Source organism: Castellaniella sp. (genome assembly GCF_034674885.1).
Taxonomy (GTDB): domain Bacteria; phylum Pseudomonadota; class Gammaproteobacteria; order Burkholderiales; family Burkholderiaceae_B; genus Castellaniella.
This window is the reverse complement of sequence record NZ_JAUCDS010000016.1, coordinates 58,820-73,186: the sequence shown is the minus strand read 5'-3', so window position 1 is coordinate 73,186 and position 14,367 is coordinate 58,820. Positions and strand designations below refer to the sequence as shown.

General features: G+C 65.5%; 10 protein-coding genes. 6 read left to right on the top strand and 4 right to left on the bottom strand.

Going from position 1 to position 14,367, the window contains the following annotated elements:
- Together dnaE and hrpA are read right to left on the bottom strand one after the other, a co-directional pair.
- A partial coding sequence (gene dnaE / locus VDP74_RS10340; RefSeq protein ID WP_416232973.1) for a DNA polymerase III subunit alpha occupies positions 1 to 2,216 on the bottom strand: 2,216 nt, incomplete at its 3' end.
- A gap of 30 nt (positions 2,217 to 2,246) precedes the next feature.
- A complete protein-coding gene (hrpA, locus tag VDP74_RS10335; protein ID WP_416232972.1) occupies positions 2,247 to 6,227 on the bottom strand; it encodes an ATP-dependent RNA helicase HrpA in 3,981 nt (1,326 codons plus the stop codon).
- Positions 6,228 to 6,360: 133 nt separating this feature from the next.
- Between hrpA and argA the strand changes: the two genes are divergently transcribed.
- The 4 genes from argA (at position 6,361) to VDP74_RS10315 (ending at position 10,216) form a co-directional block, all read left to right on the top strand.
- On the top strand, positions 6,361 to 7,716 hold the full coding sequence (argA, locus tag VDP74_RS10330) for an amino-acid N-acetyltransferase (RefSeq protein ID WP_322999543.1): 1,356 nt from the start codon (positions 6,361 to 6,363) through the stop codon (positions 7,714 to 7,716).
- A 31-nt stretch (positions 7,717 to 7,747) separates the two neighbouring features.
- Positions 7,748 to 8,839 (top strand): dTDP-glucose 4,6-dehydratase, encoded by a 1,092-nt coding sequence (gene rfbB, locus VDP74_RS10325; protein WP_322999542.1) that lies wholly within the window; start codon positions 7,748 to 7,750, stop codon positions 8,837 to 8,839.
- Entirely contained in the window at positions 8,839 to 9,837 is a 999-nt protein-coding gene (gene rfbD, locus VDP74_RS10320; RefSeq protein WP_322999541.1) for a dTDP-4-dehydrorhamnose reductase, read from the top strand. The genes rfbB and rfbD overlap by 1 nt, the downstream gene beginning before the upstream one ends.
- A gap of 106 nt (positions 9,838 to 9,943) precedes the next feature.
- Complete coding sequence (locus VDP74_RS10315; protein WP_322999540.1) at positions 9,944 to 10,216, top strand: oxidative damage protection protein; 273 nt, start codon at positions 9,944 to 9,946, stop codon at positions 10,214 to 10,216.
- Positions 10,217 to 10,280: 64 nt separating this feature from the next.
- Here the strand turns inward: VDP74_RS10315 and phoU are convergent, their stop codons facing one another.
- Both phoU and rpiA read right to left on the bottom strand, forming a co-directional pair.
- Entirely contained in the window at positions 10,281 to 11,000 is a 720-nt protein-coding gene (phoU, locus tag VDP74_RS10310; RefSeq protein ID WP_322999539.1) for a phosphate signaling complex protein PhoU, read from the bottom strand.
- 116 nt (positions 11,001 to 11,116) lie between these two features.
- On the bottom strand, positions 11,117 to 11,800 hold the full coding sequence (gene rpiA / locus VDP74_RS10305) for a ribose-5-phosphate isomerase RpiA (RefSeq protein WP_322999538.1): 684 nt from the start codon (positions 11,798 to 11,800) through the stop codon (positions 11,117 to 11,119).
- Between the two features lie 205 nt (positions 11,801 to 12,005).
- Here rpiA and VDP74_RS10300 point away from each other — a divergent pair, with 205 nt between their 5' ends.
- Entirely contained in the window at positions 12,006 to 12,743 is a 738-nt protein-coding gene (locus tag VDP74_RS10300) for a carbonic anhydrase (protein ID WP_322999537.1), read from the top strand.
- A 136-nt stretch (positions 12,744 to 12,879) separates the two neighbouring features.
- The gene (locus tag VDP74_RS10295; protein WP_322999536.1) at positions 12,880 to 14,355 is read left to right on the top strand and encodes an inorganic phosphate transporter; all 1,476 of its coding nucleotides are present in this window, start codon (positions 12,880 to 12,882) and stop codon (positions 14,353 to 14,355) included.
- Positions 14,356 to 14,367 lie beyond the last annotated feature (12 nt).

Genomic DNA, 14,367 nt, shown 5'->3' with positions numbered 1-14,367 from the left:
GCCAGATCGGCGTCGTAGCCTTTCTTGACGGCGCCTTCCTGGAAGACCACCCGGTGCTTGGCCATCTCTTCGGGCTTCTTTTTGCCCATGGCCCGACGCAGCAGGTCGGCGCCCCCCAGGGAATAGCCACCGATGATCTGGGAGATCAGCATCACCTGTTCCTGGTAGACGATGACGCCATAGGTGCTTTTCAGCACGGGTTCCAGGTCGGGGTGGAAGTAATCGACGTCGGCGCGGCCATGCTTGCGGTTGACGAAATCGACCACCATGCCCGATTCCAGCGGGCCGGGACGAAACAGGGCCAGCAAGGCGATCACGTCTTCGAAGGTGTTGGGCTGCATGCTTTTCAGCAGCTCTTTCATGCCCCGCGATTCCAGCTGGAAGACCGCCGTGGTGTTGGCCGATGACAGCAAGGCATAGGTTTCCGGATCATCGAGCGGCAGGCTCATGATGTCGAAATCGCTCATGCCAGGATTGAACTCGCGCACGTAGCGCACGGCCCAGTCCAGAATGGTCAGGTTGCGCAGCCCCAGGAAGTCGAATTTGACCAGGCCGACATCTTCCACGTCACCCTTGTCATATTGCGAGACGACGCTGGATTCGCTGCCCGGCTGGCAATACAGCGGGGTGTAGTCGGTGAGCTTGCCCCGGGCGATGATCACCCCCCCCGCGTGCATGCCGATATTGCGCGTCAGCCCCTCCAGGGGCCGGGCCAGATCGATCAGGGCGTGGATTTCTTCGTCCGTGTCGTAGCGTTCCTTGAAGGCCGGCTCGTTTTCCAGGGTGCGTTCCAGCGTCCAGGGGTCGGCCGGATTGAAGGGGATCATCTTTGACAGGTTGTCGCAGACGCTGTAGGGCATTTCCAGCACCCGCCCGACGTCGCGCACCACTGCCTTGGCGCCCAGGGTGCCAAAAGTCGCAATCTGGCTGACAGCGTCGCGGCCGTACTTTTCCTTCACATACTCGATGACGCGTTCGCGGTTGTCCTGGCAGAAGTCCACGTCGAAGTCGGGCATGGACACGCGTTCGGGATTCAGGAAGCGTTCGAACAGCAAGTCGTAGCGCAGGGGATCCAGATCGGTGATGCCCAGGCTGTAGGCCACCAGCGACCCCGCCCCCGACCCCCGGCCCGGCCCGACCGGCACGCCGTGGCTCTTGCCCCAGTTGATGAAGTCCTGCACGATCAGGAAATAGCCGGGGAACCCCATGCCGACGATGGTCTTGCATTCCAGGTCCAGGCGATCCTGGTAGGCGGGCATCTGGCGGGCGCGATCATCGGCATCCGGATACAGCTGCACCATGCGGCGCTGCAGCCCTTCGTTGGCCAGATGCACCATGTAATCATCCAGCGACACGCCATCGGGCGTGGGGAACAGCGGCAGTTCGGGGTGCCCCAGCGTCAGCGTCAGATTGCAGCGCCGGGCGATCTGCACCGTATTGACCAGCGCCGAGGGCACGTCGGCAAACCGCCGCGCCATGGCGTCACTGTCGGGCATGTACTGCTCGGGCGTAAAGCGCTTGACCCGGCGTGGATTGCCCAGCAGTTCGCCATCGGCAATGCAGACGCGAGCCTCGTGGGCGCGGAAATCGTCCGGTTCGATGAACTGGATGGGATGGGTCGCCACCACCGGCAGGCTGCAATCGGCGGCCACCCGCAAGGCGGCCTGGACGTAGGCCTCGTCACCCTCGAAGCCGGCGCGTTGCAGTTCGATGAAATAGCTGTCCGGGAAATCCTCCGCCCACAGGCGCGCCAGGCGCCGGGCTTCGTCCGCCCGGCCCGCTTCCAAGGCATGGCCGACGTCACCGGCTCGACCTCCAGACAGCACGATCAGGCCGCTTTTGCCCGACAGCCATTCGCGGCGCAGTTCGGCGCGTCCTCGCTGACTGTTTTCCGTCCAGGCCCGGCTGAGCAGTTCGCACAGGTCCAGGTAGGCCGTGTGGTCGGTCGCCAGCAGCAGCAGGCGAAACGGCTTGTCCTCGTCATCCGGATTCTGCAGCCAGACGTCGCAGCCTGCGATCGGCTTGATCCCGGCCTTGCGGGCCGCCTTGTAGAACTTGATCCAGGCGAACAGATTGGCCAGGTCCGTCAGGGCCATGGCTGGCTGGCCGAAGGCCTTGGCGCGCTTGACCAGATCGGGAATGCGCGCGATGCCATCCACCACGGAAAATTCGGAATGGCTGCGCAGATGAACAAAAGCGGGAGATACGGGAGACATCGTCATGCGAGGATTGTACTGAAGGCCCGCCTATCGGGGCATGGCAGACCAGGCCTTTTGCAGGCGCTTGACTGAAACCGGAAACGGCGTGCGCAAGGTCTGGGCGAACAGGGCGACGCGCAGTTCTTCGAGTTGCCAGCGAAAGGCATCCAGCTGCGCGTCCGAAGCCCCCTTCAGGGCCGCACGCGCCCGCTGCCAGGGGGTGATCAAGGGAGCCATCTCGGCCATCAGGCGGGCGTCCCGGGCAGGGTCTTCGCGCAGCTTGTCGATCCGCACCTGCGCCGCCTTCAGGTAGCGGGGCAGGTGCTTCAGCTGTTCCGCAGGCGTCCTGCCGATGAAATCGCGCCCCACCAGGGCGTCGAGCTGCTGGCGGATGTCCTGCTGCGCGACGGCCCAGGGCTTGGCCTGAGGCAGTTTCTTCTGCAGGGCGGCGCGCTCCCGCAAAATAGCCGCAGCCAGGCGGGACAGTTCCTGCGCCAGCAGGTTCAGGCGCGCGCGACCCTCGTCGCAGCGCAGGGCGAAGGACTCGGCATTCTCGGGCCAGGGCTCCATCAGGCAGGCCTGGCCGATGGCAGCATCGACCAGCTGGTCACGCAATTCCTGTTGTGTCCCCAAATCCATGTACCACATGGCCATGCGGGTCAGTTCCGGCAGGTTCTTCTCCAGATAGCGGACCTGCTCGCGCAGGGCCAGGCGAAACAGGCGGCGCAGGCCGCCTGCATGCACGCGGCGGGCTTCAAGCGGGTCGTCGAACACGTCCAGGTCGCAGGATTCCCCACGATCACGCAAGGCGGGGTAACCGATCAACGACTGGCCGCCACGCTGGATTTCCAGCAATTCGGGCAAAGCACCGAAGGTCCAGGCCGTCAAGCCTTCGTGATCCAGGACCTGGGCGGCGGCGCGATCCCGCGCAGCCACCTGCTGGAAGGACGCCTGGGCCTGGCGGCCGTGTTCGGCCCGCAACTGATCCAGGCTGCGCCCGCCCGAGAGCATGCGGCCATGTTCGTCGATGACCTTGAAATTCATGAACAGATGCTGCGGCAGGGTCTCCAGCTTGAAATCGGTGGCCTGGACGCGCACCTGCTGCTGGTCCCAGACGTCCTGGATGATGGCATCGAGCAGTCCCATACCCGGATCGGCGGCGCGCTCGAACCAGCGGTCGTGAAACCTCGCCGCGTAATCGGGCAAGGGTACACAGTGGCGGCGCAGCTTCTGCGGCAGGGATTTCAGCAGCAGATGGACTTTTTCCTTGAGCATGCCGGGCACCAGCCATTCGCAGCGCGCAGCATCGATCTGGTTCAGGGCGAACAACGGCACGGTCAGCGTCATGCCGTCGCGCGGCGAGCCGGGTTCGAAGTGGTAATCCACCGCCAGATCAGCCCCGGCCCAGTGCAGGCGGCGGGGAAAGACTTCGGTCGTCACGCCGGCCGCGTCATGCTGCATCAGATCGTCGCGATTCAGATTCAGGCGCTGGACCGCCTGAGCGTCCAGCGTGCGCACCCAGGCCTCCAGCGTCGCCGTCTGGCTGACGTCGGCCGGGATCTGCTGGTCGTAGAAGGCATAGATCAGGGCATCATCGACCAGGATGTCCGGCCGGCGGCTCTGGTGTTCCAGCCGCTCGATGGCGGCAATCAGCTTGCGGTTGTGGGCGATGAAGGGCAGTTTGCTGTCGATATCGCCGGGCACCAGCGCGTCGCGAATGAAGATTTCCCGGGCAGCCTTCGGGTCGACACGCCCATAGTGGATACGACGCCCCGTATAGACGGGCAGGCCGTAGACGGTGCCGCGTTCGTTGGCCACGACCTGGCCGGCCTTTTTCTCCCAGCGCGGGTCGGACCAGGCCTTCTTCAGCAGATGAGCACCAGCCCGCTCGACCCAGACGGGATCGATCTGCGCCACGCAGCGCGCGTACAGCCGGGTGGTCTCGACCAGTTCGGCGGCCAGTACCCAGCGGCCCGCCTTTTTCTGCAGGGGCGAACCCGGATGGATGGCAAAGCGGATGTCCCGCGCCCCCTGGTACAGGCTGGCGTCATCGGACTTCATGCCGATATTGCCCAGCAAACCGGCCAACAGAGCCATGTGGATCTGTTCCCGCGTGGCCGGCGTCTGGTTCAGCCGCCAACCCTGTTCCCGCGCCAGGGTCAGCAGCTGTACATGGGTATCGTGCCATTCGCGCAGACGCACAGGAGACAGGAATTTCGCCCGGATCTGGTCAATGAGCTTGCGCTGCGAGGCCTTGTGGGCGACCTGTTCGCCATACCAATCCCAGAGCTTGAGCCATGCGAGAAATTCGGATTGTTTGTCGCGGAACTGCGCATGGGCGTTGTCGGCAGCCTCGCGGGCCTGCATGGGCCGATCACGCGGGTCCTGGATGGACAGGGCCGAGGCAATCACCAGGATTTCCGTCAGGCACTGCTGTTCGTGCGCAGCGAAGATCATCCGGGCCACGCGCGGGTCCACCGGCAGCCTGGCCAGCGACCGCCCCACCGGGGTCAGGTGGTTCTGTTCGTCCAGCGCCCCCAGTTCCTGCAGCAGCTGGTAACCATCGGCGATGGCTCGGCCCGTGGGCGGCTCGACGAAAGGAAAGGCTTCGACGTCGTCCAGGCGCAACGCCTTCATGCGGAGGATGACCGCCGCCAAAGAAGACCGCAGGATCTCCGGATCGGTGAACGCGGGTCGCTGCTTGAAATCCTGTTCGGCATACAGCCGAATGCAGACCCCGGGCCCCAGGCGGCCGCAACGGCCGGCCCGCTGATTGGCCGAGGCCTGGCTGATGGGCTCGATGCGCAGTTGTTCGACCTTGCTGCGCCAGGAATAGCGTTTGATGCGGGCCAGGCCGCTGTCCACGACATAGCGGATGCCGGGTACCGTCAACGAGGTTTCCGCCACGTTGGTGGCCAGCACGATGCGCCGCGCATTGCCACGCGGGTGAAAGATCTGTTCCTGTTCAGCGCGCGACAGGCGGGCATACAGGGGCAGCACCAGGGCGCCGGCCGGGTGCCGCTTGCGCAGGGCCTCGGCACATTCGCGGATTTCGCGCTCGCCGGGCAGGAATACCAGCACGTCGCCCGGCCCGTGGCGTGAACATTCGTCCACCCCGTCGGCCACCGCATCGACCAGATCGCGTTCCTCGTCGCCTCGGCCCGGGATGTGCCGCTCGTCTTCGGGCGCGTCCGGACGCACCGGGCGATAGCGTAATTCGACCGGATACAGTCGCCCGGACACCTGCAACACAGGCGCGGGCCGATCCTCTGTGCCGAAATGCCGTGCGAAACGGTCCGCATCGATGGTGGCCGAGGTGATGATCAGTTTCAGGTCCCGGCGCCGGGCCAGCAGGCGCTTCAGGAAGCCCAGCAGGAAGTCGATGTTCAGGCTGCGTTCGTGAGCCTCGTCGATGATCAGAGTGTCGTAACGGCGCAACAAGGGATCGCGCTGGGTTTCCGCCAGCAGGATGCCGTCAGTCATCAGCTTGATGGCCGTGGCCGGCCCCGTGCGCTCGCCAAAGCGGATCTGGTAGCCGACCCAGTCGCCCAGCTCGGTGCGCAGTTCTTCCGCCACCCGTTGCGCCACGGAAGTCGCCGCCAGCCGACGGGGCTGGGTATGGCCGATCATGCCCTGGCGCCCCCGCCCCAGTTCCAGGCAGATCTTGGGCAACTGCGTGGTCTTGCCCGAGCCGGTTTCGCCGCAGACAATGACGACCTGATGATCCCGGATCGCCTGCGCGATGTCCGCGCGGCAGGCGCTAACGGGCAGATCTTCCGGGTAGACGATGGCAGGCAGGGGGCGATCCCCCGCGCCCGCCGTCGCGGCGGCGGGCGCTTCCGATCCCGGGCGGCCCGAACGACGCCGCCGGTGCGGTTTGTCCGGCGTGGACGGCACACCATGAGGCCGGCCGTCGCGAACCGGGCGATGCGGTTTTTCCGTCGTACGCGCAGGCGCATCCACCCCGGAAGAAGGGCCGGACTGGACGGAATCGGAAGGCTGTGATGGTTTTTCTGGCAAGGCGATGATTTCCGCGAATGGGGTTCCCGACGCTGCCGGGATGGGGGGCCGGCGGACCACTGCGCCGCCCCATCCCCCAGCAGAGGGCAATCCCTTATTATAATTTCGAGGTCCCACCCAACCGTTGTCCGCGACACCTGCCATGACCGCACCCGAGATCGACACCTATTCCGCTCAGGACGCCCCCGAATTCGCCCCCGCGCAATTCGTGCGATGGTTTCGCGAAGTCGCGCCCTACGTGCACGATTTCCGGGGCAAGACCTTCGTGGTGGCGCTGGGCGGAGAACTGATCGAGGACGGCGGCCTGGAAGCCCTGGTGGCGGACCTGTCCCTGCTGTCCGCCCTGGGGATCAAACTGGTGCTGGTCCACGGATCCCGCCCGCAGGTCAATGAACAACTGCGGCTGAAGGGCTACACCATGCAGTTCGGCCGGGGCACCGACCCCACCAGCGCCGAGGCCCTGGAATGCGCCAAGGAAGCCGCCGGCGAGATCCGCCTGGACATCGAAGCCGCCTTCAGCCAGGGGCTGCCCAACACGCCGATGTCACATGCCAAGATCCGCGTGATCTCGGGCAACTTCGTCACGGCGCGGCCGGTTGGCGTGATCGACGGCGTGGATTACAAGCGTACCGGCACCGTGCGCAAGCTGGACATCGACGCCATGCACAGCGTCATCAGCCAGGGTGCCATCGTGCTGCTGTCGCCGCTGGGATTTTCACCTACCGGCGAGGCCTTCAATCTGGCCATGGAAGATCTGGCCACCAACGCCGCCGTGGCCCTGCGGGCAGAAAAACTGATCTTCCTGACGCAGAACCGCACCGTGACCGAAACCGACGGCTCGGTGGACACCGAACTGGCCCGCAAAGACGCCGACGATCTGCTGGCGCAGAACGTGCTCGACGAGGACACCAGCACATTCCTGCGTCACGCTTCACTGGCGGTCAAGCGCGGTGTAGCCCGAGCCCACCTCGTCCCCTACACGCTGGATGGCAGCATCCTGCTGGAAATATTCACCCACGACGGCGTGGGCACCATGGTTGTGGAAGACACGCTGGAGGACCTGCGCCCGGCACTGGCCGACGACGTCGGTGCCATCGTGCAGCTGATCGAACCCCTGGAAGCCGACGGCACACTGGTGCCGCGCGGGCGCGCCGTGATCGAGCGCGAGGTGGAAAAATTCACCGTGCTGGAGCACGACGGCGTCATCTACGGCTGCGTATCCGTGATCCCTTACGTGGACGACGGCATGGCCGAGATGGCCTGCCTGATCGTGCATCCCGAATGGCAGGGCACCGGCGACGGCGAAAAGCTGCTGCGCCACGCCGAAGCCAGCGCTCGCAGTCTGGGCGCGCGGCGTCTGTTCGTGCTGACCACCCGCACATCGCACTGGTTCCTGAAGCGCGGCTTCGTCCAGGGCGGCGTATCCGACCTGCCCCATGAAAAGCGGGCACATTACAACCATTCCCGCAACAGCCTGGTGTTCATCAAACGGCTCTGATGCGCCGGCCACCGATCTACAGGAATCCTGCATGAAGATTCTCGTCACGGGCGGCGCCGGATTCATCGGCTCCGCCCTGATCCGCCATCTGATTTCAGCCACGGACCATGCGGTCGTCAACGTGGACAAGCTGACCTACGCCGGCAATCTGGAATCGCTGGCGCCGGTCGCCGGCGATCCCCGCTACGCCTTCGAGCATCTGGACATCTGCGACGCCGACGGGCTGGATCGCACCCTGGCCCGACACCGGCCGGACGCCGTCATGCATCTGGCAGCGGAATCCCACGTGGATCGATCCATCGATGGTCCGGCCGCCTTCGTCCAGACCAACCTGGTGGGCACCTACACGCTGCTGGAGGCCGTCCGCCGCTATTGGAACGGCCTGGACGCGAATGCCCGGCAGGCCTTTCGCTTTCATCACATTTCCACGGACGAGGTCTACGGAGACCTGGCCGGGACCACGGACCTGTTCACCGAAACCACGGCCTACGCCCCCAGTTCCCCCTATTCCGCCAGCAAGGCGGGGTCGGACCATCTGGTGCGCGCCTGGCACCGCACCTACGACCTGCCGGTGCTGGTGACGAACTGCTCGAACAACTACGGCCCCCATCATTTCCCGGAAAAACTGATCCCGCTGGTGATCCTGAACGCCCTGGAAGGCAAACCCCTGCCCATCTACGGCCAAGGTCTGCAAGTGCGCGACTGGCTGTACGTCGAGGACCACGCCCAGGCGTTGCTGCGGGTAGTGGAAGCCGGCACGCCTGGCGACACCTACAACATCGGCGGCCGCAATGAACAGCGCAATATCGACGTGGTGCAGGCGATCTGCGCGCTGCTCGAGGAACTGGCGCCCCACCACCCGGCAGGCGTGACGCGCTATGCCGATCTGATCACTCACGTAGCGGATCGGCCCGGCCACGATCTGCGCTACGCCATCGACGCCGGCAAGATCGAACGCGAATTGGGCTGGACGCCGCAGGAAACCTTCGCCAGCGGGCTGCGCAAGACCGTCCTATGGTATCTGGCCAACCGCGACTGGTGTCGCCGGGTGCAGGACGGCAGCTACCAGGGCCAGCGCCTGGGCCTGGGGGCGCCTGCTGCCGGCCAGGCCACGCCAGCCTGATGTCCCGCGACATCGCACGCAGTGGCCCGCAGATCCTGGTGACGGGCATGGATGGCCAGCTGGGCCGGTCCCTGCAGGCCCTGGCCGCCCAGGACCTGAGCGCCGTCTATATCTTCGTCAAACGAACCGATCTGGACATCACCGATGCGGCAGCCCTGGAGCGCTGGCTGGATGCGCATCCGGCAGACGCCCTGATCAACGCCGCCGCCTACACGGCGGTGGATCGCGCCGCCGCCGAACCAGACGCGGCCCTGGCCGTCAACGCTCACGCCCCCGGCCTGATGGCGCGCTGCTGCGCGGCACGCGGCATGCGCCTGCTGCATGTATCCACCGATTACGTCTTCGACGGCACTTCGGACCGCGCCTATCGCGAAACCGACGCTCCCGGTCCGTTGAACAGCTACGGACGCAGCAAGCTGCTGGGCGAACAGGCGGCGCTGGCCGCCGCGCCCGACGCGATCATCGTCCGGACCAGCTGGGTCTTCAGCGCCTGGGGCAGCAATTTCGTGCGCACCATGCTGCGCCTGGGCGCACAGCACGACCATCTGCGGGTGATCGACGACCAGATCGGCGGCCCAACCTGGGCGGGACATCTGGCCCAGGCACTGCATCGGCTGGCGCTGAAATCCCAGGCCAGCAGCGCGGCAGCGCCCGCCCTGTGCCAACCGGCGCTGCACCCCAACGGCAACCGTGCGGCGTCTGCAGCACCTTCGTCCGTGCCGGGCGGCGTCTACCACTTCGCAGGCGCCCCCTGGGTCAGTTGGCACGGTTTCGCCCAGGAGATCTTCGCCCAGGCCCTGGAACTGGGCCTGATCCCGCGCCTGCCCGCAGTCGAGGCCATCCCGTCGCGAGACTGGCCCAGCCCCGAGCCCCGGCCCGCCAACAGCCGCCTGGACTGCACCCAGCTGGAAGCGCTGCTGGGACCGCTGGAACGCGACTGGCGCATCGGGCTGGACCAGGTGCTGCGAACCTGGAACGCCAGGCCCGGACCAGCCTGAATCAGCTGCACCGGTACGGCGCCGTCAGGCCCAGACCGGTCCGGGCACCCCGGCATGCAGCCGCTACAATGATCAATTGCCCATTCGAAAAGCGAGACTCCCGACCATGGCCCGCATGATCCATTGCCACAAACTGAACCGCGAAGCCCCCGGCCTGGACTACCCCCCTTACCCCGGCGAACTGGGTGTGCGCATCTGGCGGGAAATTTCCAAGGACGCCTGGGCCAAATGGCTGGACATCCAGACTCGTCTGGTCAACGAAAACCACCTCAGCCTGGCCGACCCCGAAGCCCGCAAATTCCTGTCCGACCGCATGAAGGCATTCCTGTTCGAGGACCAGGACGTCGAGGCCCAGGGCTACACGCCGCCCTCGGCCTGATTCCAGCAGCCCATAATGCAGAAAACCCCGCCACAGCGGGGTTTTCTGCATGCGCGGGGCGCAGTCAGTCGCGCGGCTCGATCGGTTCGCCTCGCGCCAGCCGTTCGGTATTGGTCACGCCGGTGTGGCGCACGTCGTCGCCACGCACCATGTAGATGACGCGCTCGGCCATATTCTTCGCGTGATCGCCGATGCGTTCCAGTGCCCGGGCAATGAAGATCAGGTCGATGGAGTGCGAAATGGTGCGCGGATCCTCGATCATGTAGGTGATGATGTGGCGCAGGGACGCTTTCCATTCCTTGTCCACTTCCTTGTCGTTGCGCACCACCTGGGCGGCAGCGATGGGGTCTTCGCGGGCGAAGGCGTCCAGCGCCGCACGGATCATGGCCGCCACTGCATCGGCCATGTGACGCAGTTCGACCACCGGCTCGTAGGATGCGTTGGATTCGTGCAGGCGTCGGGCGACCTTGGCGATCTTTTCCGCCTCGTCGCCGCAGCGTTCCATGTCGGTCAGCATCTTCGACACCGACAGCAGCAGCCGCAGGTCCACGGCGGTGGGCTGGTTGCGGGCGATCAACTGGCTGATGCGCTCGTCGATGTCGACCTCGAACTGATTGACCTGGCGTTCGTGCTCGCGCACGCGTTCCACCAGCTGCAATTCGCCTTCGGACAGGGCCTGGATGCCGTCAAGCACCATGGATTCGACCAGACCGCCCATCTGCAGGAACATCGAGCGCGTGGTTTCGAGTTCACCATGAAATTGTTTATTGGTATGTTCCAGCATCGGGGGGCCTCTCTGCCTGCCTTTCAGGCGATTTCAACGAGCGCACAGCGTACCATCACGCCTGCCGCTTGGAAAGAATCCCAGCATATCAGGCGGATATGACAGACGTGTGACGGTCAGGCGTCCTGCAGTTCCAGGCGGGACACGCCGTCCTGCCCCGCCACCAGCGCCACGTGCGCCCCCGAAATGGCGAACAGGCCGCAACAGACAACGCCGGGGATGTTATTGAGCATCGCCTCGAAGGCGGCCGGATCGCCGTACTGCAGGCCGGTGACGTCCAGGATCTGATTGCCATTGTCGGTCGTGAAGCCCGCCCGCAGCGTCGGCTGCCCGCCCAGCTGGCGGATTTCGCGGGCGACGGCCTCGCGTGCCAGGGGAATGACCTCGATGGGCAGCGGAAAACCGCCCAGCTGATCCACCAGCTTGGATGCGTCGACGATGCAGACGAAGCGGTCGGCCACCGAGGAGACGATCTTTTCCCGCGTCAGCGCCCCACCCCCGCCCTTAACCATGTTCAATTGCTGGTCGATTTCATCGGCGCCGTCCACGTACAGAGCAGTCGAGACGACGTCGTTCAGATCCAGCACGGCGATGCCAGCCGCCTGCAGGCGCCGGGTGCTGCGTTCCGAACTGGACACGGCCGCCCGGAACGCCTGGCGATGCGCGGCCAGCAGGTCGATGAAACGGTCCACCGTGGACCCGGTCCCTACCCCCAGGATGCTGTCGGGCTGCAACTGCGGCAGCACGTAATCGAGCGCGGCCTGAGCGACCTGTTGCTTGAGTTCATCCTGGGAAAACATGGGGAGCGTCCGTTCTGTGGCTGAAAGGACTGTATTTTACGGGCAGCGCCTGCCCATGGAACGGCACATCCGGGTGCTGCGTGAAAAATCCCATTTCTCATGCTGAAACAGCTAATATTGCCCAGCCGCACCCGCATTCCTTTGAAACATCAATAATGTGACCCAAGGGCAGCCGTCTGCCCCAGCCTCTTCGAGGGGAACCCATATGTGCGATTCGACATCCTGCACGCACGCGCAGCCCGTATCCCGCCGTCATTTCCTGCGTTCATCGGCCGCCCTGGCGCTGGCACTGACGGCATCGGCCGGCATCACCGGCCCCGCAGCATGGGCGAAAAGCCTGCCCAAACCCGACAATGCCATTTCGCCCGACGAGGCCCTCCGACGCCTGACCGAAGGCAATCAGCGCTACGTGTCGGGCGTCAGACTGCGTCATAATTTCGCCCATGAACGCCAGGCACTGGCCGGCGGCCAGAACCCGTACGCCGCCATCCTGGGTTGCGCCGATTCGCGCGTCGCGCCCGAATACGCCTTTGACAGCGCACGGGGCGACCTGTTCGTCGCGCGGGTCGCGGGCAATTTCGCCAACGACGACATGCTGGGCAGCCTGGAATATGCCGTGGCGGTGCTGAACGTGCCTGCGATCCTGGTCCTGGGGCATGAGCGATGCGGCGCCGTGGATGCCGCCGTCAAGGCGGTGAAGGATCACGCGCAGTTCCCCGGCCACATCCAGTCTCTGGTGAATGCCCTGGTCCCGGCGGTCCGGCAGGTCGGTCCGGATCGAGCTGACCTGCTGGACGCGGCCATCGCGCAGAACGTACGCAACGGCATGGCGGACCTGGCGACTCGATCCAGCATCATCGCCCAGGCCCAACAGGCCGGAAAGCTGAAGATTGCCGGCGGCATCTACCGCCTGGGCACCGGAAAAGTCGACTTCCTGGGTTAAGGCGGCCTGTCTCGCACTGCGCATCCGGTCCGCGCAGTGCGGCAGATCGGACCGACGCCCACGAAACGGCATCCATCCAAGCCGGGAAGCGCCAAATTTGCAATAATGCCGCGTCTCCCGAACCTTCCCATCCATCATGTTTGACCTATTCTCGGGCCTGCCGCTTTCGGTCGGGCTCAGCCTGGTGCTGGCGCTGGCCCTCGTCCTGGTCTTCGAATTCATCAACGGCTTCCACGACACCGCCAATGCCGTCGCCACGGTGATCTACACCAAGGCCATGCCCCCGCACCTGGCGGTGTTCTTCTCCGGCGTCTGCAATTTCCTGGGCGTGCTGCTGGGAGGCGTGGGCGTGGCCTACGCCATCGTCCACCTACTGCCCGTGGACATGCTGCTGAACCTGAACAGCGGGCACAGCCTGGCCATGGTGTTTTCCATGCTGGTCACTGCCATCGCCTGGAACCTCGGCACCTGGTATTTCGGCATTCCCGCATCCAGTTCGCACACGCTGATCGGCGCGATCCTGGGCGTGGGGCTGACCAACGGCCTGCTGACCGGCCTGCCCCTGGGCGCCGGCGTGAACTGGGGCAAGGCGCTGGACGTCGGTCTGTCGCTGATCATCTCGCCGCTGGCCGGCTTCGTCGTGGCGGCAGGGCTGTTGCTGGTGCTCAAGAAGCTGTTCGCCGGATCGAAGATGCACAAAACGCCCGAAGCACGCCGCGCCCTCAACGACAAGAAACACCCCCCCTTCTGGAATCGCCTGGTCCTGGTGCTGTCGGCCCTGTGCGTGAGCTTTGTGCACGGATCCAACGACGGACAGAAAGGCATCGGGCTGGTCATGCTGGTGCTCATCGGCATCGTTCCGGCGAAGTTCGTGCTGGACCCGGCCAGCACGCCCTACCAGATTCAGCGCACCTATGACGCCGTCGCCCATCTGAACGATCTGTACGCGCGCAACGCGGTGGTCCTGGGCGACTACCTGGCGCTGGATCGCCCGCACGACGCCGCGCTGCCGGCATCCCCCCGCTGCAACCCACAGAACACCCGGTCTGCGATCCAGGCGGTGCGCCACAGCCTGGACGGCGTGCGCGCCTACGATGAACTGCCGCCCGAGACGCGCGGGCGCGTCCGCCGCCATCTGCTGTGCCTGGACGATACCGCCCGCAAGGTGGCCAGCCTGGGTGTACTGCCCGCCGGCGAGGCGGCGGACTTGCAGCGCCTGCGCGCCGACCTGTCGGCGACGACGGAATACGCACCGCTGTGGGTGATCGCAGCCGTCGCGCTGGCCTTGGGGCTGGGCACCATGGTGGGCTGGCGCCGCGTGGTGCGGACCGTGGGTGAAAAAATCGGCAAGCAAGGCATGACCTACGCCCAGGGCATGGCCGCCCAGATCACCGCCGTCGGTGCCATCGGTGTGGCCAACGCCTTCAGCCTGCCGGTGTCGACCACGCAGGTTCTGTCCTCGGGGGTGGCCGGCACCATGGTGGCCAACCGCAGCGGCCTGCACAACGGGACGGTACGCACCATCCTGCTGGCCTGGCTGCTGACCTTCCCGGCCAGCATGCTGCTGTCGGCAGGATTGTTCAGCCTGGCCGTGTGGGCGCTGGGCGTGTAATCGGCCGGGCGG

Excerpts from the sequence above, each read along its gene's own strand:
- argA (WP_322999543.1), top strand. The coding sequence starts at position 6,361 with ATGACCGCACCCGAGATCGACACCTATTCCGCTCAGGACGCCCCCGAA.
- rfbB (WP_322999542.1), top strand. The coding sequence starts at position 7,748 with ATGAAGATTCTCGTCACGGGCGGCGCCGGATTCATCGGCTCCGCCCTG.
- rfbD (WP_322999541.1), top strand. The coding sequence starts at position 8,839 with ATGTCCCGCGACATCGCACGCAGTGGCCCGCAGATCCTGGTGACGGGC.
- VDP74_RS10315 (WP_322999540.1), top strand. The coding sequence starts at position 9,944 with ATGGCCCGCATGATCCATTGCCACAAACTGAACCGCGAAGCCCCCGGC.
- phoU (WP_322999539.1), bottom strand. The coding sequence starts at position 11,000 with ATGCTGGAACATACCAATAAACAATTTCATGGTGAACTCGAAACCACG.
- rpiA (WP_322999538.1), bottom strand. The coding sequence starts at position 11,800 with ATGTTTTCCCAGGATGAACTCAAGCAACAGGTCGCTCAGGCCGCGCTC.
- VDP74_RS10300 (WP_322999537.1), top strand. The coding sequence starts at position 12,006 with ATGTGCGATTCGACATCCTGCACGCACGCGCAGCCCGTATCCCGCCGT.
- VDP74_RS10295 (WP_322999536.1), top strand. The coding sequence starts at position 12,880 with ATGTTTGACCTATTCTCGGGCCTGCCGCTTTCGGTCGGGCTCAGCCTG.